Source organism: Acinetobacter sp. R933-2, from assembly GCF_030325485.1.
Taxonomy (GTDB): domain Bacteria; phylum Pseudomonadota; class Gammaproteobacteria; order Pseudomonadales; family Moraxellaceae; genus Acinetobacter; species Acinetobacter sichuanensis.
Window position 1 is genome coordinate 110654 of record NZ_JACAIJ010000009.1, and the last position, 26980, is coordinate 137633.

At 39.6% G+C, this 26980-nt stretch carries 36 protein-coding genes and 1 pseudogene; 32 read left to right on the forward strand and 5 right to left on the reverse strand.

Translation table 11 applies throughout. The annotated features are described in order from the left end of the window. Positions 1-10 precede the first annotated feature (10 nt). From rplB to HX005_RS12170, 25 genes and pseudogenes are all read left to right on the forward strand, one after another. Positions 11-835, forward strand: coding sequence for a 50S ribosomal protein L2 (gene rplB, locus HX005_RS12050; protein WP_107007577.1), 825 nt, complete (start codon positions 11-13; stop codon positions 833-835). 19 nt (positions 836-854) lie between these two features. After that, on the forward strand, positions 855-1130 hold the full coding sequence (gene rpsS, locus HX005_RS12055; RefSeq protein ID WP_004281508.1) for a 30S ribosomal protein S19: 276 nt from the start codon (positions 855-857) through the stop codon (positions 1128-1130). Between the two features lie 9 nt (positions 1131-1139). Further along, positions 1140-1469, forward strand: a complete 330-nt coding sequence (rplV, locus tag HX005_RS12060; protein ID WP_065994096.1) for a 50S ribosomal protein L22 — start codon at positions 1140-1142, stop codon at positions 1467-1469. 1 nt (position 1470) lies between these two features. Then, a pseudogene (gene rpsC / locus HX005_RS12065) lies at positions 1471-2287 on the forward strand (30S ribosomal protein S3). Further along, the gene (gene rplP / locus HX005_RS12070; RefSeq protein WP_004725694.1) at positions 2227-2640 is read left to right on the forward strand and encodes a 50S ribosomal protein L16; all 414 of its coding nucleotides are present in this window, start codon (positions 2227-2229) and stop codon (positions 2638-2640) included. The pseudogene rpsC and the gene rplP overlap by 61 nt, the downstream one beginning before the upstream one ends. Beyond that, on the forward strand, positions 2640-2837 hold the full coding sequence (gene rpmC / locus HX005_RS12075) for a 50S ribosomal protein L29 (RefSeq protein ID WP_004650482.1): 198 nt from the start codon (positions 2640-2642) through the stop codon (positions 2835-2837). The genes rplP and rpmC overlap by 1 nt, the downstream gene beginning before the upstream one ends. After that, positions 2834-3091, forward strand: coding sequence for a 30S ribosomal protein S17 (gene rpsQ, locus HX005_RS12080; protein WP_107007579.1), 258 nt, complete (start codon positions 2834-2836; stop codon positions 3089-3091). Before rpmC ends, rpsQ begins: the two co-directional genes overlap by 4 nt. 92 nt (positions 3092-3183) lie before the next feature. After that, positions 3184-3552 carry a 50S ribosomal protein L14 gene (rplN, locus tag HX005_RS12085; RefSeq protein ID WP_107007580.1) on the forward strand — a complete coding sequence of 123 codons (369 nt, stop codon included), beginning with the start codon at positions 3184-3186 and terminating at the stop codon, positions 3550-3552. A gap of 11 nt (positions 3553-3563) precedes the next feature. Then, a complete protein-coding gene (gene rplX / locus HX005_RS12090) occupies positions 3564-3881 on the forward strand; it encodes a 50S ribosomal protein L24 (protein ID WP_107007581.1) in 318 nt (105 codons plus the stop codon). A gap of 15 nt (positions 3882-3896) precedes the next feature. Further along, complete coding sequence (gene rplE / locus HX005_RS12095) at positions 3897-4433, forward strand: 50S ribosomal protein L5 (RefSeq protein ID WP_107007582.1); 537 nt, start codon at positions 3897-3899, stop codon at positions 4431-4433. Between the two features lie 9 nt (positions 4434-4442). Next, a complete protein-coding gene (gene rpsN, locus HX005_RS12100; RefSeq protein ID WP_068973576.1) occupies positions 4443-4748 on the forward strand; it encodes a 30S ribosomal protein S14 in 306 nt (101 codons plus the stop codon). A gap of 12 nt (positions 4749-4760) precedes the next feature. Then, positions 4761-5156, forward strand: a complete 396-nt coding sequence (rpsH, locus tag HX005_RS12105; protein WP_107007583.1) for a 30S ribosomal protein S8 — start codon at positions 4761-4763, stop codon at positions 5154-5156. A 13-nt stretch (positions 5157-5169) separates the two neighbouring features. Then, entirely contained in the window at positions 5170-5703 is a 534-nt protein-coding gene (gene rplF, locus HX005_RS12110; protein ID WP_086195765.1) for a 50S ribosomal protein L6, read from the forward strand. Between the two features lie 14 nt (positions 5704-5717). Further along, the gene (gene rplR, locus HX005_RS12115) at positions 5718-6068 is read left to right on the forward strand and encodes a 50S ribosomal protein L18 (RefSeq protein WP_107007584.1); all 351 of its coding nucleotides are present in this window, start codon (positions 5718-5720) and stop codon (positions 6066-6068) included. A gap of 2 nt (positions 6069-6070) precedes the next feature. Next, on the forward strand, positions 6071-6568 hold the full coding sequence (gene rpsE, locus HX005_RS12120) for a 30S ribosomal protein S5 (protein WP_107007585.1): 498 nt from the start codon (positions 6071-6073) through the stop codon (positions 6566-6568). Between the two features lie 6 nt (positions 6569-6574). Beyond that, positions 6575-6751 carry a 50S ribosomal protein L30 gene (gene rpmD, locus HX005_RS12125; protein WP_004825182.1) on the forward strand — a complete coding sequence of 59 codons (177 nt, stop codon included), beginning with the start codon at positions 6575-6577 and terminating at the stop codon, positions 6749-6751. Positions 6752-6754: 3 nt separating this feature from the next. Then, positions 6755-7195: a 50S ribosomal protein L15 gene (rplO, locus tag HX005_RS12130; RefSeq protein WP_004869511.1), complete on the forward strand. Its 441-nt coding sequence runs from the start codon at positions 6755-6757 to the stop codon at positions 7193-7195. A gap of 45 nt (positions 7196-7240) precedes the next feature. Beyond that, positions 7241-8560 carry a preprotein translocase subunit SecY gene (secY, locus tag HX005_RS12135; RefSeq protein WP_286377592.1) on the forward strand — a complete coding sequence of 440 codons (1320 nt, stop codon included), beginning with the start codon at positions 7241-7243 and terminating at the stop codon, positions 8558-8560. A gap of 19 nt (positions 8561-8579) precedes the next feature. Then, the gene (rpmJ, locus tag HX005_RS12140) at positions 8580-8696 is read left to right on the forward strand and encodes a 50S ribosomal protein L36 (RefSeq protein ID WP_000867907.1); all 117 of its coding nucleotides are present in this window, start codon (positions 8580-8582) and stop codon (positions 8694-8696) included. A gap of 107 nt (positions 8697-8803) precedes the next feature. After that, positions 8804-9160, forward strand: a complete 357-nt coding sequence (rpsM, locus tag HX005_RS12145; protein ID WP_005012957.1) for a 30S ribosomal protein S13 — start codon at positions 8804-8806, stop codon at positions 9158-9160. Between the two features lie 19 nt (positions 9161-9179). Continuing rightward, complete coding sequence (gene rpsK, locus HX005_RS12150) at positions 9180-9566, forward strand: 30S ribosomal protein S11 (RefSeq protein ID WP_001040166.1); 387 nt, start codon at positions 9180-9182, stop codon at positions 9564-9566. Between the two features lie 12 nt (positions 9567-9578). Next, a complete protein-coding gene (rpsD, locus tag HX005_RS12155) occupies positions 9579-10205 on the forward strand; it encodes a 30S ribosomal protein S4 (RefSeq protein ID WP_107007587.1) in 627 nt (208 codons plus the stop codon). Between the two features lie 17 nt (positions 10206-10222). Beyond that, positions 10223-11230: a DNA-directed RNA polymerase subunit alpha gene (locus HX005_RS12160; protein ID WP_107007588.1), complete on the forward strand. Its 1008-nt coding sequence runs from the start codon at positions 10223-10225 to the stop codon at positions 11228-11230. A gap of 18 nt (positions 11231-11248) precedes the next feature. Next, complete coding sequence (rplQ, locus tag HX005_RS12165; RefSeq protein WP_004281488.1) at positions 11249-11614, forward strand: 50S ribosomal protein L17; 366 nt, start codon at positions 11249-11251, stop codon at positions 11612-11614. 198 nt (positions 11615-11812) lie between these two features. Beyond that, positions 11813-13303: a flavin-containing monooxygenase gene (locus HX005_RS12170; RefSeq protein WP_286377552.1), complete on the forward strand. Its 1491-nt coding sequence runs from the start codon at positions 11813-11815 to the stop codon at positions 13301-13303. A 172-nt stretch (positions 13304-13475) separates the two neighbouring features. Here the strand turns inward: HX005_RS12170 and HX005_RS12175 are convergent, their stop codons facing one another. Then, on the reverse strand, positions 13476-14648 hold the full coding sequence (locus HX005_RS12175) for an acyl-CoA dehydrogenase family protein (protein WP_286377553.1): 1173 nt from the start codon (positions 14646-14648) through the stop codon (positions 13476-13478). Between the two features lie 179 nt (positions 14649-14827). Between HX005_RS12175 and HX005_RS12180 the strand changes: the two genes are divergently transcribed. The 6 genes from HX005_RS12180 to HX005_RS12205 all read left to right on the forward strand — a co-directional run bounded on the left by HX005_RS12180 (position 14828) and on the right by HX005_RS12205 (position 20380). Next, a complete protein-coding gene (locus HX005_RS12180; protein WP_107007591.1) occupies positions 14828-15085 on the forward strand; it encodes an FAD assembly factor SdhE in 258 nt (85 codons plus the stop codon). Beyond that, a complete protein-coding gene (locus HX005_RS12185; protein WP_286377554.1) occupies positions 15072-15488 on the forward strand; it encodes a protein YgfX in 417 nt (138 codons plus the stop codon). Before HX005_RS12180 ends, HX005_RS12185 begins: the two co-directional genes overlap by 14 nt. Positions 15489-15690: 202 nt before the next feature. Next, positions 15691-15819, forward strand: a complete 129-nt coding sequence (locus tag HX005_RS12190) for a hypothetical protein (protein WP_265935921.1) — start codon at positions 15691-15693, stop codon at positions 15817-15819. 217 nt (positions 15820-16036) lie between these two features. After that, positions 16037-17158, forward strand: coding sequence for a hypothetical protein (locus HX005_RS12195; protein ID WP_286377555.1), 1122 nt, complete (start codon positions 16037-16039; stop codon positions 17156-17158). A gap of 90 nt (positions 17159-17248) precedes the next feature. After that, positions 17249-17836: a rhombosortase gene (gene rrtA / locus HX005_RS12200; RefSeq protein ID WP_286377556.1), complete on the forward strand. Its 588-nt coding sequence runs from the start codon at positions 17249-17251 to the stop codon at positions 17834-17836. Between the two features lie 348 nt (positions 17837-18184). Further along, positions 18185-20380: a TRAP transporter large permease subunit gene (locus HX005_RS12205; protein ID WP_286377557.1), complete on the forward strand. Its 2196-nt coding sequence runs from the start codon at positions 18185-18187 to the stop codon at positions 20378-20380. A 294-nt stretch (positions 20381-20674) separates the two neighbouring features. Here the strand turns inward: HX005_RS12205 and HX005_RS12210 are convergent, their stop codons facing one another. Genes HX005_RS12210 through HX005_RS12220 form a run of 3 tightly spaced genes read right to left on the reverse strand, consistent with a single transcriptional unit; the run spans position 20675 to position 23408 of the window. Further along, positions 20675-21106 (reverse strand): hypothetical protein, encoded by a 432-nt coding sequence (locus HX005_RS12210; protein ID WP_286377558.1) that lies wholly within the window; start codon positions 21104-21106, stop codon positions 20675-20677. A 12-nt stretch (positions 21107-21118) separates the two neighbouring features. Beyond that, positions 21119-21328: a YheV family putative zinc ribbon protein gene (locus HX005_RS12215; RefSeq protein ID WP_171405094.1), complete on the reverse strand. Its 210-nt coding sequence runs from the start codon at positions 21326-21328 to the stop codon at positions 21119-21121. 40 nt (positions 21329-21368) lie between these two features. After that, the gene (locus HX005_RS12220; protein ID WP_286377559.1) at positions 21369-23408 is read right to left on the reverse strand and encodes a M3 family metallopeptidase; all 2040 of its coding nucleotides are present in this window, start codon (positions 23406-23408) and stop codon (positions 21369-21371) included. Between the two features lie 153 nt (positions 23409-23561). Between HX005_RS12220 and HX005_RS12225 the strand changes: the two genes are divergently transcribed. Further along, positions 23562-24365 (forward strand): barstar family protein, encoded by an 804-nt coding sequence (locus HX005_RS12225; RefSeq protein WP_286377560.1) that lies wholly within the window; start codon positions 23562-23564, stop codon positions 24363-24365. A 65-nt stretch (positions 24366-24430) separates the two neighbouring features. On the opposite strand, the gene rnr is transcribed toward HX005_RS12225, so the two are convergent. Next, entirely contained in the window at positions 24431-26881 is a 2451-nt protein-coding gene (gene rnr / locus HX005_RS12230) for a ribonuclease R (protein ID WP_286377561.1), read from the reverse strand. Between the last annotated feature and the right edge of the window lie 99 nt (positions 26882-26980).

Genomic DNA, 26980 nt, shown 5'->3' on the forward strand with positions numbered 1-26980 from the left:
GACGAGAATTATGCCTATTCAAAAATGTAAGCCAACGTCTCCAGGACGTCGCTTTGTAGAGAAAGTGGTTCATAGCCATCTTCACAAAGGCGCGCCTTATGCACCGTTGGTAGAAGCTAAAAAACGTACTGGTGGTCGTAATAACAACGGTCACATTACAACTCGTCACGTTGGTGGCGGTCATAAGCAGCACTATCGTCTTGTTGACTTTAAACGTAACAAAGATGGTATTCCTGCAACTGTAGAGCGTATTGAATACGATCCTAACCGTACTTCTCATATTGCACTTGTGCTTTATGCTGACGGTGAGCGTCGTTATATCATTGCACCTAAAGGTCTTCGCGCTGGTGATAAAGTTCAGTCTGGTAACGATGCTCCAATTCGTACAGGTAACTGCTTGCCACTTCGCAACATGCCAATTGGTTCTACATTACATAACATCGAGCTTAAAATCGGTAAAGGCGCGCAATTAGTGCGTTCTGCTGGTACTTCTGCTCAATTGTTAGGTCGTGACGGTTCTTACGCTATCATTCGTCTACGTTCAGGCGAAATGCGTAAAGTACACGTTGAATGTCGCGCTGTGTTAGGTGAAGTATCTAACTCAGAAAGCAACCTTCGTTCACTTGGTAAAGCAGGTGCATCACGCTGGCGTGGCGTTCGTCCTACCGTTCGTGGTATGGCGATGAACCCAGTAGACCATCCACATGGTGGTGGTGAAGGGCGTAACAAAGGTATTCAACCTGTAAGCCCATGGGGTCAAAAAGCGAAAGGGTACAAGACTCGTACCAATAAGCGTACGACTAAGATGATCATTCGCGACCGTCGCGTTAAGTAACAAGTAAAGGAATCTGACAATGCCTCGTTCTCTGAAAAAAGGCCCATTCGTCGATGCGCACTTGTTCGCTAAGGTTGAAGCGGCTATCGCGGCTAATAACCGTAAGCCGATCAAAACTTGGTCGCGTCGTTCGATGATCCTCCCAGATTTTGTTGGTTTAACAATTTCTGTCCATAATGGTCGTAACCATGTTCCAGTGATTGTATCTGAACACATGGTTGGTCATAAATTAGGTGAATTCGCGCCAACTCGTACCTATCGTGGTCACGGTGTTGACAAGAAGTCTAAACGTTAAGGTGCTATGATGGAAGTTACTGCTAAATTACGCGGTGCCGCTATCTCGGCACAAAAAACTCGTTTGGTTGCAGATTTAATCCGTGGCAAATCAGTTGCTCACGCGCTTAATATCTTAAACTTCAGCAACAAAAAAGCTGCAGTTTTAGTTAAAAAAGCATTGGAATCTGCGATTGCAAACGCTGAACACAATAACAGTTTAGATGTAGACGACCTTAAAGTTACTACGATTTACGTTGATGAAGGCATGAGCCTTAAACGTATTATGCCACGTGCTAAAGGCCGTGCAGATCGTATTACTAAGCGTACTTGTCACATTACCGTTAAGGTAGGGGTTTGATATGGGTCAGAAGGTTCATCCAATCGGTATCCGCCTTGGTGTTGTAAAACGTCATAACGCCAACTGGTATGCGAGTCCGAAACAATACGCTGAATATTTGCTTAAAGATCTTCAAGTTCGTGAGTTTTTAACTAAAAAACTTAAAAGTGCGATGATCAGCAATATTCTTATCGAACGTCCTACTGGCGCTGCTAAAGTAACGATTAGCACTGCTCGTCCTGGTATCGTTATCGGTAAAAAAGGCGAAGACATTGAAAAATTACAGCGTGAACTTACCACTATCATGGGTGTTCCAGCGCAAGTAAGCATCAACGAAATCGATCGCCCAGACTTAGACGCGCGTCTTGTTGCTGAAGCAATTGCTTCTCAATTGGAAAAACGTGTAATGTTCCGTCGTGCTATGAAGCGTGCGGTTCAAAACTCTATGCGTGCTGGTGCTAAAGGTATTAAAGTTGAAGTTTCTGGTCGTTTAGGTGGTGCTGAAATTGCACGTACAGAATGGTATCGTGAAGGTCGTGTGCCTTTACATACACTTCGTGCAGACATCGACTACTCTACTATGCGTGCTGAAACTACTTACGGTACGATTGGTGTTAAAGTTTGGATTTTCCGTGGCGAGATCTTAGGTGGCATGAAACAAGTCATGAACCCTGCTCCTGCTGAAGAGCGTCCAGCTAAACGCGGTCGCGGTCGTGGTGAAGGTCAAGAGCGTCGTGGTCGTCGCAATGATCGTTCTGCTGAAAAAGGAGAATAATCCATGTTGCAACCTAAACGTACTAAATTCCGTAAGGTGCAAAAAGGCCGTAATACTGGTCTAGCGCACCGTGGTAGCACAGTATCTTTCGGTACAATCGCACTTAAATCTGTTGAGCGTGGTCAAATGACAGCTCGTCAAATCGAAGCTGCGCGTCGTACAATTAGCCGTCGTGTTAAACGTGGTGGTAAGATCTTTATCCGTGTTTTCCCAGACAAACCAATTACTGAAAAGCCATTAGAAGTTCGTATGGGTAAAGGTAAAGGTTCTGTGGAATACTGGGTTTGCCAAATCAAACCAGGTAAGATCTTGTACGAAATGGATGGTGTGAGTGAAGAATTGGCTCGCGAAGCGTTTACGCTAGCAGCTGCTAAACTTCCTTTCAAAACCACTATCGTTACTAAGACGGTGATGTAATGAAAACTAAAGATCTACGTGAAAAGTCGGTAGAAGAGTTGACAGCTTTGCTTGATGAGCAACAGCTTAACCAATTCCGTCTTCGTATGGCAAAAGCAACTGGTCAATTGGGTAAATCGCATGAAGTTGCGTTAACTCGTAAGACTATTGCTCGTATTAAGACCCTCCTTACCGAAAAACAGGGGAACGGACAATGAGTGAGCAAACAGTTCGCACGTTAACTGGCAAAGTCGTAAGTGACAAAATGGATAAATCTATTGTTGTTCTTATCGAACGCCGCGTTCAACACCCGTTGTATGGCAAATTAATCCGCCGTTCAACAAAATTACACGCTCATGATGAGAACAACACAGCTAAAACTGGTGATGTTGTGACCATTAAAGAAAGCCGCCCAATTTCTAAAACTAAGTCTTGGACTTTAGTTGAAGTGGTTGAAGCTGCTGCTGAGTAATTAGACGTTCTTGTTGCATCATCGGTGAATTTCGAGTACTCTTTGAGCCTTTCGAAATTTCGACCGGTGATGCTCGGTTTTGGAGTAGGGCAATGATTCAGACCGAAAGTATGCTAGAAGTAGCAGACAACAGTGGTGCTCGCCGCGTACAATGTATTAAAGTACTAGGTGGTTCACATCGTCGTTATGCTTCTGTAGGCGACATTATTAAAGTTACTGTTAAAGAAGCAATTCCACGTGGCCGTGTTAAAAAAGGTGACGTGATGAATGCAGTTGTAGTTCGTACTAAGTTTGGTATTCGTCGTCCAGACGGTTCTGTGATCCGTTTTGATGATAATGCTGCAGTTATTTTGAACAACAACAAGGCTCCGATTGCCACTCGTATTTTCGGACCAGTGACTCGTGAACTTCGTACTGAACAGTTCATGAAAATCATTTCATTGGCTCCTGAAGTTCTATAATAGAGGCAATCATGGCTAAGATTAGAAAAGGCGATCAAGTTATTGTGATCGCAGGTAAAGAAAAAGGCAAACAGGGTACTGTTTTGTCTGTTTCGAATGACCGCGTTATGGTTGAAGGCCTTAACTTGGTTAAGAAGCATCAAAAGCCGAACCGTGCAACAGGTGCTGAAGGCGCTGTAGTTACACAAGAAGCTTCGCTTCATATTTCAAACGTGGCAATTTTTAATGCTACAACCCAAAAGGCTGACCGTGTTGGTTACCAAGTGACTGAAGGCGTGAAAACTCGCGTTTACAAGTCAAATGGTGAATCAGTGGCGGTAGCGAAGTAATAGGTTGAATAGGCTATGGCCAGACTTAAAACACGTTATAACGACGAAATCAAAGCTAAGTTGAAAGAAGAACTTGGCTTGGCAAACGTGATGGAGATTCCTCGCATCACTAAAATCACCATCAACATGGGTGTTGGTGATGCTGCTGCTGATAAGAAATTATTAGATGGCGCTTTATCTGATATGCAAGCTATTGCTGGTCAAAAACCAGTTTTAACTTTAGCTCGCAAATCAATCGCTGGTTTTAAAATCCGTGATGGTTGGCCGATTGGTTGTAAAGTAACTTTACGCGGCGAACAAATGTACGAATTCTTAGACCGTTTGATCTCTATCGCGATCCCTCGTATTCGTGACTTCCGCGGTTTTTCTGCGAAATCATTTGATGGTCGTGGTAACTACTCTATGGGTCTCAAGGAACAAATCATGTTCCCTGAAATCGATTTTGATAAAATCGATCGTATTCGTGGTATGGATATTACCATTACTACGACTGCCCGTACTGATGACGAAGGCCGTGCGCTTATGCGTGGTTTCGGCTTCCCGTTCAAATAAGAGGTCGATATGGCTAAGAAAGGTATGATTAATCGCGAATTGAAACGCGAAGCAACAGTTGCTAAATACGCTGCAAAACGTGCTGAATTGAAAGCAACGATTGCAAACGTAAATGCTTCTGATGAAGAACGTTTCGATGCGATGATGAAGTTACAAGCATTACCACGTAATGCATCTCCAGTACGTCTACGTAACCGTTGTGGTTTGACTGGTCGTCCTCATGGTTACTTCCGTAAGTTCGGTTTAAGCCGTAACAAATTACGTGATACAGTAATGCAAGGTGATGTACCGGGCGTTGTTAAGGCAAGCTGGTAAGGAGCGACTATAATGAGTATGCAAGATACCGTTGCCGACATGTTAACACGTGTTCGTAACGCACAAATGGCAAAGAAACAAACCGTTTCTATGCCAAATTCTAAGTTGAAAGTTGCGATTGCTAACGTACTTCAACAAGAAGGTTATATTTCAAATGTAGAAGTTGCTGATAATGAAGGCAAAGCTACTTTGACTATTACTTTAAAATATTTCGAAGGCAAACCAGTTATTGATACTGTGAAGCGTGTAAGCCGTCCAGGTCTACGCCAATATCGCGGTAAAGATGCACTTCCTAGCGTTAAGCAAGGTTTAGGTATTGCAATTGTTTCTACAAGCAAAGGCATCATGACTGATCGCGCTGCACGTGCTGCGGGCGTTGGTGGTGAAGTTATTGCTTTTGTTTCTTAATAGGTGATTCCTCATGTCTCGTGTGGCTAAAGCCCCAGTAACTGTACCTAATGGTGTAACAGTTACTCAGAACGGCCGGCAGGTCGAAGTGAAAGGCAGCAAAGGTACGTTGTCTTTCAACCTGCATGCGCTGGTCGAGCTAAAACAGGAAGAAGGTCAACTTCAAATTGCTCCTAAAGCTGAGTCGAAAGACGCTTGGATGCAAGCTGGTACTGCTCGCGCTGTTCTTAACAACCTTGTAAAAGGTGTTAGCGAAGGTTTCGAACGCAAGTTACAACTGATTGGTGTTGGTTATAAAGCTGCGGTTAAAGGTAATGTTGTTAACCTTAACCTTGGTTTTTCACACCCAATCGACTACAACCTTCCAGAAGGTGTAACTGCTGAAACTCCAACTGCAACTGAAATTATTCTTAAATCTGCTGATAAAGCAGCTTTAGGTCAAGTGGCTGCAGATATCCGTGGTTACCGTCCGCCAGAGCCGTATAAAGGTAAAGGTGTTCGTTATTCTGACGAAGTTGTTCTTCGTAAAGAAGCTAAGAAGAAATAAGGCGCGAGGTTCTTATGAACGAAAAGAAACAATCCCGTTTGCGTCGTGCGAAAAGCACACGCTTGCACATCCGTGCATTGGGTGCGACTCGTTTGTGTGTAAACCGCACGCCGCGTCACATCTATGCGCAAGTTATTTCAGCAGATGGTGGCAAAGTATTAGCACAAGCTTCTACTTTGGATGCATCTTTACGTAGTGGTTCTACAGGTAATGTAGATTCAGCTACTAAAGTAGGTGCTTTAATCGCAGAGCGCGCGAAAGCTGCTGGTGTTACTAAAGTAGCATTTGACCGTTCTGGTTTTAAATATCATGGTCGTATCAAAGCCTTGGCTGATGCTGCTCGTGAAAACGGCTTGGAGTTCTAATCATGGCTAAAGTTGAACAAAACGAAGGTCTTGTTGAAAAGCTGGTTGCCGTTGATCGTGTAGCCAAAGTTGTTAAAGGCGGTCGTATCTTCTCTTTCACAGCATTAACTGTGGTTGGTGATGGTAATGGTCGTGTAGGTTTTGGTCGTGGTAAAGCACGTGAAGTTCCTGCTGCTATTTCTAAAGCACTAGAAGCTGCACGTCGCAACATGATCACTGTTGATCTTGTTGATGGTACTTTACAACATACAGTTAATGCACGTCATGGCGCTAGCCGTGTATTCATGCAACCTGCATCAGAAGGTACTGGCGTAATCGCTGGTGGTTCAATGCGTGCGGTTCTTGAAGCTGCTGGTGTACGTAACGTATTGACTAAATGTTATGGTTCTACTAATGCTGCTAACGTTGTAAACGCAACTTTTAATGGTTTGCGTGATATGACTTCTCCAGAGAAAGTTGCTGCGAAACGTGGTCTTTCAGTAGAACAAATTTTAGGGTAATCAATCATGAAAACGATTAAAGTTACCCAGACTAAATCTTCTTCGCATCGTTTGAAAAATCACAAACTTTGCCTACAAGGTTTAGGTCTGCGTCGTATTGGTCATACAGTAGAAGTGGTAGATACTCCTTCTAACCGTGGTATGATCAACAAAGTCTACTATATGGTTAGTGTAGAGGAATAAGCCATGACTCTGCGTTTAAATGAGCTTGCGCCTGCTGAAGGTGCAAAACGTGAAAACCGCCGTTTAGGCCGTGGTATCGGTTCTGGCGTTGGTAAGACTGGCGGCCGTGGTGTCAAAGGTCAAAAATCACGTAAAAGTGGTGGCGTTCGTCCAGGTTTTGAAGGTGGTCAAACAGCGTTATATCGTCGTTTACCTAAATTCGGTTTCACTAGCCAATTGGCTTTGAAAACTGCTGAAGTACGTTTATCTGAGCTTGCTAAAGTTGAAGGTGATATTGTTTCACTTGAAACTTTGAAAGCTGCGAATGTTGTACGTAAAGATATGTTACGTGCTCGTATCGTTCTTTCTGGTGAAATTACTCGTGCGTTCACTGTACAAGGTGTTGCTTTGACTAAAGGCGCTAAAGCTGCTGTAGAAGCTGCTGGCGGTAAAGTCGAGGAGTAATCGCGAGTGACTATGTCTCCTAGTTCTTCAGGTCATGTGAATATGATGAAAGGTCAGCCCTTTCATGTGAAATATCGTGAAGTTATTCGTCGATTAATGTTCTTGATTGGCGCATTGGTTGTCTTTCGACTAGGAGCACATATTCCTCTACCAGGTATTGATAATGTCGCTTTAGAACGTTTTTTCAAAGCTAATGAAGGTACATTCTTAGGTTTGTTTAATATGTTCTCAGGCGGGGCATTAGAACGAATGTCAATTCTTGCGTTAGGGATCATGCCGTATATTTCTGCATCTATTATTGTGCAGTTAATGTCAACGGTTGTTCCTTCGCTGGAAGCATTGAAGAAAGAAGGCGAGCAGGGTAAGCGTAAGATTAATCAATATACGCGTTATGGCACACTGTTACTTGCATTTGTGCAAGGTATTGGAATGTGTGCAGGTCTTATTAGTCAAGGAATTACTTTGACATCAGGACTTGCATTTTATATTCCAGCCTTGACCTCACTTGTTGCAGGAACAATGTTCTTAATGTGGCTAGGTGAACAAATTACTGAACGTGGTATTGGTAATGGTATCTCGATGATTATCTTCGCAGGTATTGTTGCAGGTTTACCTAACTTGGTAATTCAAGCTTTTACTTCGGTAGATAATGGTCAATCGAGTTTAATCGGTTTGGCTGTATTTGGATTACTTTCAGTTGCAGTTTTAGCAGCCATTGTATTTATTGAAAAAGCACAACGCCGTATACCTGTTAACTATGCTCAAAAGCAGCAAGGTCGACGTGTATTCACTGCACAGCAAACACATTTGCCATTGAAAATTAATATGGCAGGGGTAATTCCAGCAATTTTCGCAAGTTCGTTATTGTTGTTCCCTGCGAGCTTAGGTCAATGGTTAGGTAGTGCTGATCCAAATGCAGGAATTGTAAAACGTAGTCTTCAAGATTTGGCACTCGTATTGTCACCTGGACAACCTTTGTATTTGGTGCTCTTTGGTGCGTTAATTATCTTTTTCTGTTATTTCTACACGGCTTTAGTTTTTAGTCCTAAAGAAGTATCAGAAAACTTGAAACGCAGCGGAGCTTATGTACCTGGTATTCGCCCAGGGGAGCAAACTGCTCGTTACTTAGATCATATTCTTAATCGTTTGACATTTATTGGTGCGATTTATATTACAGTGATTTGTTTGATGCCAATGATTCTGCAAAGTTCATTTGGTATTCCATTCCACTTAGGTGGTACATCATTGTTAATCGTAGTTGTTGTTGTGATGGACTTTATGGCTCAGCTGCAAGCTCATCTCACTTCACGTCAATATGATAATCAAACGTTAATGAGAAAAACGACTGCTCATCCTAAGGGATAGCGCACTTAGAGGTTTCATCATGAAAGTACAAGCTTCTGTAAAGAAAATTTGTGGTAGCTGTAAAGTTATCCGTCGTAATGGGGTTATTCGCGTAATTTGTAGCGCTGAACCTCGTCATAAGCAGCGTCAAGGTTAATTTAATTAAGACCTGTTGATTTCAGTAGGCTAATTAGGTTATTATCCGCCCCTCAAGATTTTTGTGGGGCGGTTGATTATCTCTACTGCCTTTTTGGAGAAATTTGAATGGCTCGTATTGCCGGTGTAAACATTCCGGATAACAAGCATGCTGTTATCTCTCTCACGTACATTTTTGGTATTGGTCGCCACACTGCTAAGAACATCTTAGCTGCAGCTGGTATTGCTACTACCACTAAAATTCGTGAATTAGATGATGCTCAGCTTGATGCGATTCGTGCTGAAGTTGCTAAGGTTCCAACCGAAGGTGACTTACGTCGCGAAATTTCCATGAACATTAAACGTTTAATGGATTTAGGCTGCTACCGCGGTCTTCGTCATCGTCGCAGCTTGCCTGTTCGCGGACAACGCACCAAAACTAACGCACGTACCCGTAAAGGTCCGCGCAAACCTATTAAGAAATAAGATTTCTGGAAGCTAAAAGATGGCTAAAGATACTCGCACACGCAAGAAGGTCACTCGTACCGTCTCTGAAGGTGTTGCACACATTCACGCTTCTTTTAATAACACCATTGTTACGATTACTGATCGTCAAGGTAATGCATTGGCTTGGGCTACTTCAGGTGGACAAGGCTTCCGTGGATCACGTAAATCAACACCGTTTGCTGCTCAGGTAGCTGCTGAAGTTGCTGGTAAAGCTGCTTTGGATTACGGTTTGAAAAACTTGGATGTCCTTGTTAAAGGTCCTGGTCCAGGTCGTGAATCTGCGGTTCGTGCATTAGGTGCAGTGGGTTATAAAATTAACAGCATTACCGATGTGACTCCGATTCCGCACAACGGTTGCCGTCCACCTAAAAAACGTCGCGTGTAAGGAGAAACATTCATGGCTCGTTATATTGGTCCAAAATGCAAACTCTCTCGCCGCGAAGGGACAGACCTGCAATTAAAATCTGGCGTTAAACCTTTTGACGTCAAAACTAAAAAAGCTGCTAAAGCGCCTGGTCAACATGGCGGGGCTCGTGGTGGTAAACAATCAGAGTATTCACTACAATTACGTGAAAAACAAAAAGTACGTCGTATGTACGGTGTGTTAGAGCGTCAATTTAGTAACTACTATAAAGAAGCTGCTCGTGTTAAGGGTGCAACTGGTGAAAACTTGTTGAAACTGCTTGAAAGCCGCCTCGATAACGTTGTTTATCGTATGGGTTTTGGTTCTACACGTGCAGAAGCTCGTCAGCTTGTATCTCACCGTTCAATCACTTTAAATGGTCGTCGTGTTAATATCGCGTCTATCCAAGTTAAAGCGGGTGACGTGATCGCAGTTCACGAAAGCGCTAAACAACAATTACGTATCAAAAACGCAATTGAATTAGCTGCTCAACGTGGTACTTCTTCTTGGATTGATATCGATCATTCAAAACTTGAAGGTACATTTAAAGCTGCACCAGATCGTTCTGATTTACCTGCTGAAATCAACGAAAGCTTGATTGTAGAATTGTATTCTAAATAATCCTTGAGGTAGCAATAATGACGCGTACTGCAAACGAGTTTCTTACTCCGCAAGCGATCAAGGTCGAAGCGGCAAGCGGGACCTCGGCAAAAGTGATTCTGGAACCATTAGAGCGTGGCTTTGGTCATACTCTTGGTAATGCTTTACGTCGCATCCTACTGTCTTCTTTACCTGGCGCTGCTGTGGTTGAAGTTGAAATAGAAGGTGTTGAGCACGAGTACAGTACTTTAGAAGGCTTGCAGCAGGACATCGTCGAGCTCTTGCTGAACCTAAAAGGATTGTCTATTAAGCTGTTCGATCAAAACGAAGCATATTTAACATTAGAAAAACAAGGTCCTGGCGATATTACTGCTGCTGACCTTCGTTTACCTCATAATGTTGAAGTGGTTAACCCTGAACACTTGATCGGCACGTTAAGTGCATCAGGCAATTTAAAAATGCGCCTGAAAGTTTCACAAGGTCGTGGTTATGAGACTTCTGACTCACGTTTTCCTGAAGGCGAAACTCGCCCAGTAGGACGTTTACAGTTAGATGCTTCTTATAGTCCAATTAAACGTGTGTCTTATACCGTTGAAAATGCGCGTGTAGAACAACGTACTGACCTTGATAAATTGGTCATTGATCTTGAGACTAATGGTACTGTAGATCCTGAAGAAGCAATCCGTAAAGCGGCAACAATCTTGCAACAACAAATTGCAATTTTTGTTGATCTTCAGAAAGATCAAGCACCTGTTGCTCAAGAGCCTCGTGAAGAAGTTGACCCAATCTTGCTTCGTCCAGTAGATGATCTAGAGCTTACTGTTCGTTCTGCTAACTGTTTGAAAGCAGAAAATATTTACTACATCGGTGATTTAGTACAGCGTACTGAAGTTGAGTTGTTAAAAACTCCTAACTTAGGTAAAAAATCGCTTACTGAAATCAAAGATGTTCTGGCTTCAAAAGGCTTACAACTCGGCATGCGTTTAGAAAACTGGCCACCAGCTAGTTTACGTATGGACGATCGTTTTGCCTATCGTAGCCGTTAATTAAGTAGGACTATCACCATGCGTCATCGTAATAGTGGTGTGAAATTAGGCCGTACAAGCAGTCATCGTAAAGCGATGTTCCAAAACATGGCTAATTCTTTGTTTGAACATGAGTTAATTAAAACTACTGTTCCTAAAGCGAAAGAATTACGTCGTGTTGCTGAGCCTTTAATCACTTTAGCTAAAAACGATACAGTTGCAAACCGTCGTTTAGCGTTTGCTCGTACTCGTTCAGCAGCAACAGTTGGTAAATTATTTACCGTTCTTGGCCCTCGTTACAAAGAACGTAACGGCGGTTATCTACGTGTTCTTAAAGCTGGTTTCCGTGCAGGTGATGCTGCACCGATGGCTTATGTAGAGCTTGTGGATCGTGAAGTAAACTAAGTTTACTCATGCCATAGAACATCGGTTGTTCAAAAAGGTCGGTATTTTACCGACCTTTTTTATTGCGTATTGTCTAACAATTTATAAATTTGTCCTCTACTGACATAAAATTTGTCGGAAATATTTAAACTTGACATTGCGTATTGTCAAATTTGTGCTTTAATAAAAATGTACTGATTAAAAGGTTATAAAAAGAACATGGAAAAGCAAGTTGATATTCTTATTGTAGGTGCTGGTATCTCTGGTATTGGTATTGCAGCTCATTTATCTAAAAATTCACCGCAACGTTCATTTGAAATCATTGAGCGTCGTGAAAGTTTTGGCGGTACATGGGATTTATTTAAGTATCCTGGTATCCGTTCAGATTCAGATATGTCGACCTTTGGTTTTAACTTCAAACCATGGCAAAAAGCTAATGTTTTGGCAGATGGTGCTTCTATTAAAGGCTATATTGGCGAAGTGGTTGATGAATATAAATTAAAAGAAAAAATTCATTTTAATCATCGTGTCCTTACAGCGAACTATGATTCTGCGACTAAAAAATGGCAGGTACAGATTGAGGATGCACAGAAAAATGTGCAGACATGGATTGCCAATTTTGTTGTTGGTTGCACAGGATATTATAATTATGATCAAGGTTATCAACCTGATTATCCAGGTAAAGAAAACTTCAAAGGTCAATTCATCAATCCACAATTTTGGCCTGAAAATTTAGATTATACGGGTAAAAAAGTGGTAATTATTGGTAGTGGTGCAACAGCAATTACCTTAGTGCCTGCAATGGCAAAAGGTGGGGCAGGGCATGTGACCATGTTACAACGCTCACCGACGTATATTGCTTCCATTCCATCGATTGATTTTGTATATGAAAAAACACGTAAATTTATGTCAGAAGATTTGGCTTACAAATTTACACGTGCACGTAATATTGGTATGCAACGTGGTATTTTTGCCTTATCCAAAAAACAACCAAAACTTGTACGTAAATTGCTTTTAAAATCTATTGAAATGCAATTAAAAGGTAAAGTGGACATGAAACACTTTACGCCAACATATAACCCTTGGGATCAGCGTTTATGTGTGGTGCCAGACGGTGATTTATTTAAAATTTTACGTACAGGCAAGGCGAGTGTTGAAACGGATCATATTGAAAAAATTACTGAAAATGGTATTCAATTAAAATCGGGTCAACATTTAGATGCAGATATTATTGTTTCTGCAACAGGTCTAGAAATTCAAATTATGGGTGGCATTAAAGCGACAGTCGATCATAAATCATTGAAAACCAGTGAACACATGCTTTATCACGGTGTGATGGTGAGTGATGTGCCAAATATGGCTTTAGTGATTGGTTATGTGAATGCCTCTTGGACATTAAAGGTTGATGTTGTTGCTGATTATCTGTGTCGTTTGTTTAATTTCATGGATAAAAAAGGCTATGACGAAGTGATTGCACCAACTGATCATTCGGCGATATTGGAAGAAACGGTAATGGGTGAGATGAGCTCTGGCTATATTGCACGTGCGGCTGATCAATTACCAAAACAAGGCACTAAAGCACCTTGGATGGCGACTCATAACTATTTAGCAGATCGTAAAGAGCTTAAAAATGCGAAGTTTGAAGATGGCGTATTAAAATTTCATAAACGTGAAGCACAAGCTGCAAAAAAGCCTAAATTAGTTTCTTGATTGAATTAAGAAACGAAAAAGGAGCATAAGCTCCTTTTTTTAATGGGAAAAATAAAATTGAATTAATTTTTTAAATACTTTCTTTGTTTCAAAAATAAATGCAAAAATCTTACTCATAATTAAATGAAAAATGGAGCAATAGATGCTCCATTTTTTCGTGTTTAATATAAAATTATAAGGTACGAGAAATAAGTTCTTTCATAATTTCATTGGTACCTGCATAAATACGATTTGCACGGTTGTCGATATATGCACGTGCAATCGGGTATTCAAGCATATAGCCATAGCCACCATGTAATTGAACACATTCATCCACAACTTTTGAGAACATGTCTGAAATTTTATATTTTGCGGCAGCAGCAGCATCAATACCTAATTTTTCTTCAAGTTGTAGTTCCATACAGCGATCTAAATATGCACGACAGAAGTCAATCTCCGTACGTAATTCAGCAAGTTTAAAGCGTGTATTTTGGAAAGAACTGATTGATTTACCAAATGCTTTACGATCTTTTGTATATTGAACGGTATGAGCGAAAGCCGCTTCAGCACCTGCTTGGCAAATAATTGCAACAAGCATACGTTCCCAAGCTAACTCTTTCATCAGCATGAAAAAGCCCATACCTTCTGCACCAAGTAGGTTTTCTTTAGGAACACGGACATCCTCAAAGAATAATTCACAAGTATCTTGACCTTTCATCCCGATTTTGTTCAAAGGTTTACCTTTGGTAAAACCTGCACGATCTGCTTCAACAATAATTAAAGAAAGGTTTGCAGAGCCTTTTTCTGAATTTCCTGTTTTACACACAACCACAGCCATATCGCATAAATAGCCATTGGTAATAAAGATTTTTGAACCATTAATAATATATTCATCGCCATCAAGTACAGCAGTGGTTCGTACAGCTTGTAAATCTGAACCTGTACCAGGCTCAGTCATTGCAATAGCTGTGACTGTTTCACCAGATGCCATTTGAGGTAGCCATTTTTTCTTTTGTTCTTCATTGCCAAAATTATTGATGTAGTTTGCAACGATATCAGAATGTAATGAAAAGCCTGTTGCTGAATCCATTGCATAAGCTTGTTCTTCAATCAAAATCATGCTGTATAGGCGATCTACACCATAGCCACCATATTCTTCTGGCATGGTGGCACAAAGTAAGCCCATTTCACCTGCTTTGTTCCATAAATCACGATCTACATGTTGTTGTTTTTCATATTTTTCAGTATTTGGAACGACTTCTTTTGCATAAAATTTACGTACAGTTTCACGAAAAGCTTCATGTTCAGCATTAAATAAATTACGAGGTAGCATATTTGCTAATGGTCGAATCGCACCTGATTGCATATTTTTATTCCAAATCATTGTTTAATATTTATAAATTAAGTGAACATTCGTTTGATCTCAATGAGATGAATGCTCATTTGAACCAAATAAATGATGAATTTGGTCAATCTCTAGAAATACGCAAGTATTTTTTATGGAATAAGGTAAACTAAGAGAATCTGTCATTTTCGGGGAAATTCATGTTTGAGGAATTAACTTTAGAAGAACGTAAAGTGATTTATCGTGCGCGTCGTGGTCTAAAAGAAATCGATGTTTATTTTGATCCATACGTGAAACAATATTATTTACAAGCAGATCAAACTGAAAAGACATTATTTAAAGAGCTGGTCGATCAAGAAGATCCTGACTTATTAGATTGGTTTATGGAGGTTTCAGAGCCACCTAAGCCTGAATTAAGACAATTAATTTCTAAATTAAAACATTATGTCCACGGTTAATTTAACTAACTATACGTGTTTTAAGCTGAAACCTAGCCAATATCGGCAAGTGTTTCAGTTTTTTTGTGGGTTAATTATTACGATATTGCTTTATCAAGCTTTGTCTTTATGGTTGTGGTTGTTGTGTCTGATTACGTTAGGCTGTTCATTATTTGTTTTTAATCGGCGTCCTTATGTTGAGCAATTTGAACAATTAGATAAGCAAATTTGGTCAATTAAATTTTATAAAAATCAAGATATTGAGCAAGTTGAAATAATAAAAATGGTCGATCATATTTTTTATATTGTGGTTTATTATAAAACGACGCTAAAACAAAATAAGCCAAAAAATTTGGTACTTTGGCAAGATCAAATGAGTGTTAAAAGCTGGAAAATGTTAAAAACTCGCGCTAAGTTAGATTGATTGTTAGACATTTTTTAATAATATAGATTTGAAATTTATTTTTGTATCAATTGTTTATTTTATATTCATTGATATTTGAAAGTATTGTTAGACTAAAATCACACAAAAAACTTAAAAAGAGAAATTGTAGGACAATTATATCCATAGATTTTCACTTTTGCATGTAAATTAAACCTACCAACAGCAAGCGAAGGATTTCATTATGACTGAAGTTCAACAATGGTTGTTTCTAGTGGTCGCAATTGTTCTTGCGATTGTGGTAGGAAGACTAGGAACCGTGCTGAGGGAACAGATTGAGAAAAGAAAACTCAAAACTAATAAACTCTCCTGAGAGTTTACCGTTTAATAAGTAGCATGTGCTGAACCGTCGCAATGCTACTTTTTTTTGCCTAAAATTTGACTTTATGTATTATACGGTCAATCCATTTTATCTAAAAATATGGCACATTAAATCATTAAAATTAGAGCAATTACTCTTTTATTCAGGTAACGCATCTGATATTTTAAACAAAAAGGACATAAACACAATTATATAGAGGACAGGAAGTATGTCTAGAGTCCAAAAATTGGGTCAACTTATGGTGACTGCTGTTGTTGCCTCATCTGTTTTATCTGGCTGTTCCTATGTGGTTAAGTCAGGTGCAAACGTTGCTTTAGGTTTTAGTGAAAAACATATTGTTCCTCCTATTTTAGCAGGTGGCGATGCTGATATGGCTTGCCAGACAGGTAATGCATTAACACCAGCAATTATGGCAACGAAAGATATGGGTGCAGATCCAACTCGTATGGCTGTATTACTGTATTCAGCAGCAGGAATGTGTGCTGAAAATCGTGCTTTAGATGCAGAATTACGTTATTTACGTGCTTCTAAGGATGGCAAAGTTTCTGAAGCACAAGATGCACGTGTAGAACAAAAACGTTGGGCGGCATTAGCTGCACAGCGTCAATACACAGGTTATCAGTTGTTTGCAGAACGTTGGCAAGCCAAATATAAATATACGTTGGGTGACTCTTGCCCAACGATGAAAAAAGATTTAGACCAAACCATCTATCTTTTGGGCATGCTCAGTGGTTTGCAAGCGATGACCAATGATATCAACTCAGGCGGTGCTGCCAATGTCCCTAAGGATATTGCAGCGATTGTTGAGCGTGGCATGGCATGTTTGGATAATAATAAATTCTGGGGTGCGCCAATGGCGACACGTGCTGTCATTTGGACATTATTGCCAGGTGCAGATGAGGGTAAACCCGACCCATACGTTACCATGAAACAGTCTATGCAAATTGGTGAGCAAAAGGGTGTACGCTTAGCACATGCTTTATATGCTGTTTCGGCACAAGCAAGTGGTGATGATGCTCGTATCCGTGAAGCATTGCGAACTTATGCTGCCTCAAGAGAAGAAGATAAGCCTGTTAATCCTGAATTTAGACTCATTGATGCAATGGCAGGGCAAATGGTACAAGCCATTGCTGACCGTTATTGGACTGAAAATACAGGTGTCCGTGCTGCTGATGATGGCATGACCACCTTTTGGGATGATAAAGGCGCAACAGGAGATGATGAGTTATTTGAGGGGATTGGTGATCCTGCTGAAGGTGGAGATACTCCTCCAGCAACAGATACAACTGCTGCTCCAACAGAAACACCAACGACTGAGGCTGCACCTTAAATATCAAAAAGTGAACACATCCTTTTCAATTTTTTATTTATTATCAAGAAAAGCTTCGGCTTTTCTTGTTTGTTTTAAGGGTAATGCAATATGAACGATTTACAATGGAAGAAACGGATTACTTTAATTGCAAGTTGTATTTGTATCTCTGCTTGTTTGCAAATTTTTCAGGCACAATTTATTTATTGGCGTTATTCATTTTTTAGTGAAATTTGGCGTTGGTGGACAGCACATTGGGTGCATGTGGGTTGGATTCATTTTTTACTTAATATTATCGCATTTGCCTGTTTTCCTTTTATTTTCCCTCATATCCAAAATAGATTTATTATTGTACTTTTACTTGTTTTAGCACCATTATGTAGCTTAACTTTTTATTATTTATATCCCAATATTGAAGCTTATGCGGGTTTATCAGGAATTTTGCATGGGTTGTATGTTGCAGCCGCCTTTTTTTATCTTAAATTTCGTAAAGAGCGTAATTTTGCTTTATTGGTATTATTTCTAATTATGGCAAAATTAGCATGGGAAAATACTTTTGGGCAAATAGGTACAGCACAGCTTATTGGGAGTCCTGTTTTGGTAGAAGCGCATTTAGTAGGTGCTTTTTGGGGAGCAATATGTGCAGTAATTTATTTAGGATATCAACAAATAGTTGAAACAAATCAAATTAAAGATTAAAAAAAAGAATTTGAAATGCTCATCATTTTGTAAGACAAGTGAGGAATTATTCTAAAGTAAAAAATAAAAAATATTTCTATAGATTATTAAGTTTAAAGTATTGTTTTTTATTTTAAAAATGTTTATGAATGCTGATAGACTGAATAAAAGAATGCACTTTTGTCGCTTTATACTTGACAAAAATGCGTGAAAAAAAATGTAACGCTGCCATTCTTTTCAATTGAAAAAGCATGCAGATTTGGAAGTGGAAATAAAAATAGGAAATGAGGGCTTTTGAGCAACTCATAGCTTATAAAAATATCAGTCTTATGAAAGATTTGTAAGATTATAGATAAAAATGGAATTATCATGAATGATAGTGCAGAAAAAAAATCAGGCTTAGGACTGATTAGTTACATATGGACAGAATGGATTTCAACTTTTTTAGTCCTACTCCTTCTCTTGTTAACACTCGTGATTGGTACAGGGGAAATGATTCATGGGCAGATGCTACGTATTGGTGAGCGTTTATATGGTGATGAAAAAATTGGAATGCAATATTCCTTTTTAAGGGCTGAACCAACAAAACCAACATGTGATCGTCATCCTAATATTGATGCTTTAGTGCAAGAACGCATGAAAGCTGAAGCAAGTGATCCTGATGCAAGCTTCTTTGGGGTAACGCCTGAAGCTGATGTTCGTCAGTCTTTTATGGCTGCACAAACAGAATGTGAGGAAAAATTTGCTTTTTATGATAAGTCGATGACACATTTGGAAAAACATCCATCTGCACGTACTTATCGTACCATGGAAACGGGATTTTTCTGGCTATTTAAGGTTGGAACTGAAAACCGTGTCTTAATTTTATTACTTATGGTGGTGATTTCTGCGATTACAGCATCGCTAAAAATGCATCATATTAGCTTACGTCCACCTACAACGAAACTTGACTTTAGAGTGTATTCTCTTGCAATGATCTTGGGTAATGGCTTGTTGTCTTACTCAGTCTGGAGTCAGTATCAATCTGTTATTAACTCAGGTGTAGAGTCAACTTATGAAACAATCTGGGGATATTGGTTGTGGATTATTCTCTTTGTGAGTTTGACGTTAATTAGCTTGTATCAACTGTTTTTTATTCCTAAAACAGCCAAAGACGGCGGAAATATCGGACTTTCTCTGATTAGTATTCCTTTATATGCGTTTATGGCGATTTTAACAGGAATTGCATTTACCTTCTTTATGGACTATCCAATGGGGCAAGGTATTTATCTTGGTCAATTGGTTGAGTTTTCTGGAATTTTCCTAAACTTAGCATTGTTTATCTGGGCAGGTATGTTGTTAACCCAAACCAGAATTATGGATGTATTCCTTGCCATTTTACGTCCATGGAATCTTGCACCTGAAACTCTGACTTGGATTATCTTAATCGCTGCTGCAATTCCAACTGCATATACAGGTGCATCGGGGATTTTCGTTGTTGCTGCAGGTGCGATTATTTATCGTGAAGTGTGGAATTCTGGTGCTCGTCGTCAGTATGCTTTGGCTGTTTCGGCAATGTCTGGTTCACTAGGTGTTGTATTACGTCCATGTTTATTGGTGATTTTGATTTCAATGCTAGATAGTCGTCATGTTACATCTGACGAGTTATTTGATCATGGTATTTATGTTTTCTGGTTAACTGCGTTTATTTTCCTTGGGGTTTCTTTATACCTTGCTGAAGATAAATTCCGTATTAATTCACCGAAAGTTGCTGTACCTGGCATGATGAAAGCTTTAGTGCCAGTGATTCCTTATGTCATCATTACCGCGTTGGTTGTAGGGTTCTATAGCTACGGTTTAGATACACAAATGGACGAGTTTACTGCACCAGTAATTCTTCCAATTATGTTGTTGGCATATATTTTATTTGATAAGTACATGGGCGATCGTGTACCTGTTCCAGCATTTAATAGTGCTTTAGCACAAGAACATGCTAAAAACTCAGAGTATTTACGTACGCATAATACAGATGCTGAGCAAAAGCGTGGTTTTGGAAAATCAATTTGGTTTGCATCTTCTGAGAGTGTTGGGCATATCGGTGCTTTGATTATCCTAATGGCACTTTCAGCAAGTATGGGTGGTTTGATTGAGCGTAGCGAAATTGTGACAATGGTGCCTACACATCTAGGCAGTATTATGCTTTCTTTAGCATTCCTTGCAATTTTACTTGCATTAATTGGTATGACAACAGACCCATTTGGTGCGGTAATTTTGGTTGCTGCAACGATTGCACCAGTGGCTTATGAAAATGGAATTCATCCAATTCACTTCTGGATGATTGTATTGGTTGCTTTTGAATTTGGCTATGTTGCTCCACCAGTAGCACTTAATCATCTCTTAACGAGGCTCTCGGTCGGTGATGAAGAAGTCGCCGCCGCCGATGCAGAGGCGAAAGAGAAATATACAAGTTTCTACTATCGCTATGAGCGTTGGATTTTACCAATCGTCGTACTATTTACGTCCTTAGTGCTCGTAACCTTTGTACCATATCTACTCAATATGTTTGATTGGTACGCCAATAAATAATGTAATCATGTAAATAAAAGAAGCGCCTTCGGGCGCTTTTTCTTTATTTAAAATTTATATGTTACTGCGTAACATCAGTTATTCATCAGCTGAATAAGTGAAAAACTAAATTATTCTGCGAGCTTATAAATTTTTGTATTGACCTCATACATGATTGATATTGATCAGGGATGCATTCGGTCAGAACTATAGATCAAATATAGATATTGAGTAGATATGAGATGATATTTTGAGAAATTTCAAATGAATGAAAACATCGCCCAATCATGATTGGGCGATGTTATTGTTTAAACATTAAGACTGTTTTTGCGCTGCGAGTTGCTGTTCTAAAAGTTTCAATTGTTCTTCTTTTAGTTTGATTAATTGATCTGCATCAGCGTGTTGTGATTCTAGCGATTGTTTTTGATCGTTTAATTGCTTTTCAATATCATCCAGTTTTGCAACTTCTTCTTTAGCCAAGCTTTCATTTTCAGAAACAGGCTCTTGTAAAATAGACTCATGCACCAGTTGTTGTTCTGTTGCTGTCGAAGATGCGGACTGTTCTAAAGGTTGAGCCACAGGTGGTGCTGTAACTGGCGTTGGTTTTTGTTCTAAAGGCTTTTGAGCGGTCGCTTGTTCCTTGCTTGAACTGAGCCAAAATAACGCAGCAGCCAAAGCAACAATAACAATCAATCCCCCAGCAATAAACCACATTAATTTAGAATTATTTCTTGTATCTAATTGCATGTTTTATCCAATTTATTTTGCTGGACGAGGCTTAAATTGAATGACCCCAATTTCATCAGGTGTAGCTGGTTCTTCAGGCTCGTCCACATGAGTAGGGCGATTTTCAGAATAATCACACTCGATACATTCAATCCATTCAGCATCGTCAGTGGTGAGCATGACGATTCGATCCATCGCCTCACATCTTGGACATTTAGCACCCGCAATGAAACGACGTCTAATATTCATATACTCACCACATAATTAATTTTACATGCGTAGTTTAAGCGTTTTTAGAGGCATTCGTCCAACCTTGATGACGTAACAATGCATCAATTTTAGGCTCGCGCCCACGGAAATTGATAAATGCATCAAGAGCAGTATCTTTTCCACCGACTGCCAAAATCGTCTGTCTAAATTCTGCACCTGTTTGAGTATTGAAAACGCCTTCATTTTCAAAACGATCAAAGGCATCACTGGCTAATACTTCCGCCCATTTATAAGAATAATAGCCTGCTGCATAGCCACCTGCAAAAATATGACTAAAACCATTTTGGAAGCGGTTATAAGGTGTTGTCGCTAAAACAGCATATTTTTGGCGAATATCATCTAAAGTTGCTTGGATTTGTTCAGCATTTAATGCTGGTGTTAGTTTGTGAATGCTTAAGTCGAACAAGGAAAATTCGATTTGACGTAGCGTTTGCATACCTGACTGGAAGAAACGAGCATCAAGTAATGCTTTAAGTAAGTCATTTGGCAAAGATGCTTTGGTTTCAATGTGCTCACTGATCAGCGCTAGACTTTCAGTATCCCAAGCCCAGAATTCCATAAATTGACTTGGTAGCTCGACGGCATCCCATGCCACGCCATGAGTCCCTGCTACAGAGATATTATCAACTTCAGTCAGCATGTGATGTAAACCATGTCCAAATTCATGGAACAGGGTAATCACTTCATCATGGGTTAACAGTGCAGGCTGATTGCCAACAGGAGGCGTAAAGTTTCCAACCATATAGCAAATTGGTTTTTGTAGACCATTTTCAGTTTGCATACGTGAGCGGAAACCACTCATCCAAGCACCACCACGTTTGCCATTGCGTGCATATAGGTCGAAGTAGAAGCCGCCAATCACAGTGCCTTGATCTTCCAGTTCATAATAACGAGCATCGCTATGCCAAAGTGGGGCTTCACGCTCAATCACCTGAATACCATATAAACGATTGACGATACTGAATAAACCTTGAATGACTTTAGGTGCAGGAAAATAGGGTTTTAAGTCTTCCTGAGATAGATTGAATTGTTGAACTTTGAGTTTTTCTGAATAATAAGTGCTGTCCCACGGTTTCAGTTCATCAATACCATCTTGCTTGGCAATAGCTTTGAGTTCTTCAATTTCTTGTAGGGCAGGTGTACGTGCATGTTCAGCCAAATCGACAAGGAATTGATTGACGGTGGCAACATCGGGTGCCATTTTTGAAGCCAATGAATATTCTGCATAATGATCAAAACCTAAAAGCTTTGCCATTTCCTGACGCAAGCTTAAGATTTCGACCATAATCGGTGCATTGTCATATTGAGTATCTTGTGCCTGATCAGAAGCACGGGTGACATAAGCATGATAGAGTTCTTCACGTAGCGTGCGATCTTCGGCATAGGTCATAATTGCCAAGTACGATGGAAAATCCAAAGTCGCAACAGGCTGATTTAGTTCACGTTGCTGACCATGTTGCTTCAATAATTCAACACTGCTTTGTGGTAAGCCTTTGAGTTGTTCTTCGTTTAATGGCTTGTGATAGGCTTGAGTTGAATCTAGCACATGATTGGAAAAGTCAGATGACAGTTGTGAAAGTCGTGCTGAAATTTCTGCATAGCGTTTTTTCGCTTCGCCTTCCAAGGCAACGCCTGAAAGTTTAAAGTCTCGCAGAGCAAGTTTAATAGCACTTTGTTGCGCTACAGGCAAGTCAGTAAAAATCGCATTGTCATGAATATTTTGATAAGTCTGGAATAGAGGAACATGCTGCCCCATTTGAGTCGAGTATTCACTTAAACTAGGTAAGAGTAGTTGATAGACATCGCGAGTTTCAGCGTTGTTCATCACGGCATTAAGATGCGATAAAATGCCCCATGATTCGCTCAAATTATTTTCAAGCGTATCAATTTGTTCCAATAATTGTAGTTGTTGCTGTAAATTTTCAGGAACTTGCTGAAGTTCATTTAAAAAGTTTTGCCCATTTTGAATAGCGTTTTCGATATTTTGTTTTAGTTGATCTAAAGTAATTTGATCGAATTGGGGTACAGGCAAAGTTGCCTTTTCTAATGTCATGTCTTGTATGCCAAAATATTGCTGAGTTATAACTAGATGTAGGGCTTTTGGCAGGGGAAATCAAGGTGGAATCACGAAATTAATACTTGTTTAATCTCTTTTTATGCCTTTAATACAAGATTGAATTGTTATAAACATAAGCGAGTTTATTAAATGCTCCAAGAAAAACTTTTTTTAGAAATAAAAAGTTTTGATTCTGATCGAGAGTCAGAAGAAAAACGAATATATTCTTTTGATGTGTCGATTTTTGAAGTGTATTCCAATCATATTGTTTTCAAAAACTGTATAAATAATAATTTTTTAGCGGAAATGGATGATCTGAATATTTTAAAAAGAAATAAGAAATCGAAAAATTTAAACCTGTACTTAAAGTCAGAACTACATATTAAAGATAAAAAAATTTCTGATGAATTAGGTCTTTATTATGAGTTTAACTATACCGATTCTGATTTGATTATTTATGATTTTATTGATTATGAAGATAATGAATCTTATCAGGAGTCATTAATAGAAAGAGTGGATATTTTTATGAAAAATAAAGAATTTTTAAAATTTTATCTTGAAAATAAAATACCACCAAAGCATTGGTTTAACTTGAATGAGTTTGAAAAGGAATGTTGGTTGGATGTTGCATATAAAGTTAATTTTAATCAGGAGGTAAATAAAAGGATGCCTCCAGTAAGCCAAATTATTTTAGATGGAAATTATATACATTCAGAGCGTGATCTTTATTGCTCTATTGGTGAAGAAGTATGTGGTGTCTTTGGTTATATGGGGCGAAGTATTACTCCCTTACGGGATTGCTTGGAAGACGAAGGGTTAAGACCAGTTTATTATCCTTTACAAATAACATGGAAGAATTTTAAAAGTTCAGAACAAAACTTTTACTCTATTGAAGACTTGAATTATTTAGTTCAATTTCTTCGAAAATATAGTAATTTAAAAATCGAGATTTAAAATTTTGATATAAAAAAGAGCGCCGAAGCGCTCTCATTCTGATTTAAAACTAAGGTTTTAAAAAGTCATTCATCTTTTGCCTTAGCATTAGACTTTTTCTTTTTAAGCTTAGCTTTCTTTTTTACTTTATCTTTAGCCTTTTGATCAGGCTTCGTTGCAGTATTTTTAGTAGGCTTTTTGCTGTAAGAGCTAGGTTTTCCTTTGGGTTTTTTCTTTCGAATGGGACGTTCTCCATCATCATTAGCATTCGACGTGTCCGAGCTAGATTTAACTTTGGCTGGACGATCAGAAAAAACTTCTTCTTTTGCAGTTGCTTTGGCAACACGTGGCGCACGACTGCGAATGACACGCCCTGCATGTGACAATTGTTGTAACAATTCAAAGTCAATTTTGCGCTCTTCCAGATTTACACCTGCAACTTTGATTTTTACTTCATCGCCCAAACCAAAGACTTGACCACGATTTTGTCCAACTAAAGTTTGGCTGGCTTGATCAAAGACAAAATAGTCATCACCTAAATGGCTGACATGCACCATGCCATCAACATACAAATCTTTGAGTGTTACAAATAAGCCAAACTCAGCCGTTGCACTGATCACACCCACAAATTCTTCACCTAAATGCTGCTGCATATAGTGACATTTCAGCCATGAGGTGACAGAACGAGAAGCTTCATCAGCACGACGTTCAGTCGCAGAGAAATGTTCACCTGCTTCATCTAACGCACCACCAGATAACGGTGAAGGTTTTTGTGCCAAATGCGCTTTGATTGCACGGTGTAACAACAAGTCAGGATAACGACGAATTGGTGAAGTGAAGTGCGTATAGGCATCATAAGCTAAGCCATAGTGCCCGACATTTTTTGCACCATAATACGCTTGCATCATTGAGCGTAATAACACTGCATGAATGCTTGGCGCATCAATACGGTCTTTGGTTGCTTCAATGACTTTTTGATAATCTGCCTGAGTCGGCTGATCTGGGAACGGTAAGCCCAACAATTTTACAAAGTCTTTTACTTTTTGAATGCGTGAAAACTCAGGCGCTTCATGTACACGATAGAGCATCGGAATATCATTTTTTAAACAATATTCAGCGGCTGCCACGTTGGCAAGCAACATGCATTCTTCAATCAGTTTATGTGCCACATTGCGTGAACGAGGCAGAATCTCTTTAATACCACCCAACTCATCAAAAGTCATATAGGTTTCAACAGTTTCAAATTCCATTGCATGACGTTCTGCACGTAAACCTTTCAGGGTTTCGTACAGTTGATAGAGCGTGTTTAATGACTTATGCACATCACGATTTTCAGGAACAGCTTTGCTGTCACCATCTATATATTGTGCAACTTGTGTATAGGTTAAACGTGCCTGAGAGTGCATCACTGATGGATAAAACTCAAATTTAGTCACACGACCTGCACGGCTCAAATTCAGATCGCAGACCATACATAGACGGTCTACATCTGGATTGAGTGAACATAAACCATTAGAAAGGGCTTCAGGCAACATTGGCAACACAAAGTGTGGGAAATAAACCGAAGTACCACGTTCCTGTGCTTCATCATCCAAAGGTTTGCCTGTACGTACATAGTGGCTGACATCGGCAATCGCAACCACAACACGATAGCCACCACCCGGACGTTTTTCAGCATAGACTGCATCATCAAAGTCACGGGCATCTTCACCATCAATGGTGACTAAAGGCAAATCACGTAAGTCAATGCGTCCTGCTCGATCTTTGGCTGTTGGTTCTTTGAAACTTTCAGCTTCTTTAACGACTTCTTCTGGAAATTCATATGGCAAGCCATATTCTAAAATCGTTTGTGGAATAATAATTTCAGTATCGGCTTTATCTGCCATCGACTGAATCACATGACCTGTTGCAAATTCATCACGTGTTGGGTAGTCATCAATTTCTACGCGTAACGCATCACCAACTTTGGCTTTGGCGTGTTCAATCAGTTCTTTTTCTAGTGTAATCGGTTGATGCGCGTTTGGATTAGCAGGTTGAATGAAATATTCACCTTCAAACTCAGCCACTTTACCAATCAGTTGCTTGACGCGGCGTTGCGTAATTTCAGTAATATAGCCCCAAGCTTTACCTTTACGGTCAACGGAGGTTTGTTGTACTTTGACGCGGTCACCATGAAAAACTTGGCGTAACTCACGCTCAGGTAGTAAAAGCTCATCTTTTTTACCATCTAGGCTTGCGACCCCTAGACCTTTGGCATTGATGTAAACTGTGGCATCTAAAATCGGTTGATCTGCCATGAGCTGATATTTAAAACCATCTTTCATCAATTGCCCATCTCGAACCATCGCACTTAAACGATGGCTGAGCGCATCTATACTTTTTTGATCAGCAATTTCAAATAACTCGACTAAGTCAGCATGTGACAGGGCTTCTTTTTTTTGTTCAATGATTTCTAAGATCAGTGTACGACTTGGGATAGGATTTTCATAACGTTCGGCTTCAGCTTTTGCTTCAGGATCGACCCAATTTTTCATCATGTATTTGGTTTCTAGTCAGAAGATAGGATTAGCATAAAACATACAGTGGCAGACTGCACGTAATTGATTGCAATAATGTGTTTTAAATTTCAGTTTGCA

Coding starts and splice junctions, on each gene's coding strand:
- rplB (WP_107007577.1), top strand. CDS start 11: ATGCCTATTCAAAAATGTAAGCCAACGTCTCCAGGACGTCGCTTTGTA.
- rpsS (WP_004281508.1), top strand. CDS start 855: ATGCCTCGTTCTCTGAAAAAAGGCCCATTCGTCGATGCGCACTTGTTC.
- rplV (WP_065994096.1), top strand. CDS start 1,140: ATGGAAGTTACTGCTAAATTACGCGGTGCCGCTATCTCGGCACAAAAA.
- rplP (WP_004725694.1), top strand. CDS start 2,227: ATGTTGCAACCTAAACGTACTAAATTCCGTAAGGTGCAAAAAGGCCGT.
- rpmC (WP_004650482.1), top strand. CDS start 2,640: ATGAAAACTAAAGATCTACGTGAAAAGTCGGTAGAAGAGTTGACAGCT.
- rpsQ (WP_107007579.1), top strand. CDS start 2,834: ATGAGTGAGCAAACAGTTCGCACGTTAACTGGCAAAGTCGTAAGTGAC.
- rplN (WP_107007580.1), top strand. CDS start 3,184: ATGATTCAGACCGAAAGTATGCTAGAAGTAGCAGACAACAGTGGTGCT.
- rplX (WP_107007581.1), top strand. CDS start 3,564: ATGGCTAAGATTAGAAAAGGCGATCAAGTTATTGTGATCGCAGGTAAA.
- rplE (WP_107007582.1), top strand. CDS start 3,897: ATGGCCAGACTTAAAACACGTTATAACGACGAAATCAAAGCTAAGTTG.
- rpsN (WP_068973576.1), top strand. CDS start 4,443: ATGGCTAAGAAAGGTATGATTAATCGCGAATTGAAACGCGAAGCAACA.
- rpsH (WP_107007583.1), top strand. CDS start 4,761: ATGAGTATGCAAGATACCGTTGCCGACATGTTAACACGTGTTCGTAAC.
- rplF (WP_086195765.1), top strand. CDS start 5,170: ATGTCTCGTGTGGCTAAAGCCCCAGTAACTGTACCTAATGGTGTAACA.
- rplR (WP_107007584.1), top strand. CDS start 5,718: ATGAACGAAAAGAAACAATCCCGTTTGCGTCGTGCGAAAAGCACACGC.
- rpsE (WP_107007585.1), top strand. CDS start 6,071: ATGGCTAAAGTTGAACAAAACGAAGGTCTTGTTGAAAAGCTGGTTGCC.
- rpmD (WP_004825182.1), top strand. CDS start 6,575: ATGAAAACGATTAAAGTTACCCAGACTAAATCTTCTTCGCATCGTTTG.
- rplO (WP_004869511.1), top strand. CDS start 6,755: ATGACTCTGCGTTTAAATGAGCTTGCGCCTGCTGAAGGTGCAAAACGT.
- secY (WP_286377592.1), top strand. CDS start 7,241: ATGAAAGGTCAGCCCTTTCATGTGAAATATCGTGAAGTTATTCGTCGA.
- rpmJ (WP_000867907.1), top strand. CDS start 8,580: ATGAAAGTACAAGCTTCTGTAAAGAAAATTTGTGGTAGCTGTAAAGTT.
- rpsM (WP_005012957.1), top strand. CDS start 8,804: ATGGCTCGTATTGCCGGTGTAAACATTCCGGATAACAAGCATGCTGTT.
- rpsK (WP_001040166.1), top strand. CDS start 9,180: ATGGCTAAAGATACTCGCACACGCAAGAAGGTCACTCGTACCGTCTCT.
- rpsD (WP_107007587.1), top strand. CDS start 9,579: ATGGCTCGTTATATTGGTCCAAAATGCAAACTCTCTCGCCGCGAAGGG.
- HX005_RS12160 (WP_107007588.1), top strand. CDS start 10,223: ATGACGCGTACTGCAAACGAGTTTCTTACTCCGCAAGCGATCAAGGTC.
- rplQ (WP_004281488.1), top strand. CDS start 11,249: ATGCGTCATCGTAATAGTGGTGTGAAATTAGGCCGTACAAGCAGTCAT.
- HX005_RS12170 (WP_286377552.1), top strand. CDS start 11,813: ATGGAAAAGCAAGTTGATATTCTTATTGTAGGTGCTGGTATCTCTGGT.
- HX005_RS12175 (WP_286377553.1), bottom strand. CDS start 14,648: ATGCAATCAGGTGCGATTCGACCATTAGCAAATATGCTACCTCGTAAT.
- HX005_RS12180 (WP_107007591.1), top strand. CDS start 14,828: ATGTTTGAGGAATTAACTTTAGAAGAACGTAAAGTGATTTATCGTGCG.
- HX005_RS12185 (WP_286377554.1), top strand. CDS start 15,072: ATGTCCACGGTTAATTTAACTAACTATACGTGTTTTAAGCTGAAACCT.
- HX005_RS12190 (WP_265935921.1), top strand. CDS start 15,691: ATGACTGAAGTTCAACAATGGTTGTTTCTAGTGGTCGCAATTGTTCTT.
- HX005_RS12195 (WP_286377555.1), top strand. CDS start 16,037: ATGTCTAGAGTCCAAAAATTGGGTCAACTTATGGTGACTGCTGTTGTT.
- rrtA (WP_286377556.1), top strand. CDS start 17,249: ATGAACGATTTACAATGGAAGAAACGGATTACTTTAATTGCAAGTTGT.
- HX005_RS12205 (WP_286377557.1), top strand. CDS start 18,185: ATGAATGATAGTGCAGAAAAAAAATCAGGCTTAGGACTGATTAGTTAC.
- HX005_RS12210 (WP_286377558.1), bottom strand. CDS start 21,106: ATGCAATTAGATACAAGAAATAATTCTAAATTAATGTGGTTTATTGCT.
- HX005_RS12220 (WP_286377559.1), bottom strand. CDS start 23,408: ATGACATTAGAAAAGGCAACTTTGCCTGTACCCCAATTCGATCAAATT.
- HX005_RS12225 (WP_286377560.1), top strand. CDS start 23,562: ATGCTCCAAGAAAAACTTTTTTTAGAAATAAAAAGTTTTGATTCTGAT.
- rnr (WP_286377561.1), bottom strand. CDS start 26,881: ATGATGAAAAATTGGGTCGATCCTGAAGCAAAAGCTGAAGCCGAACGT.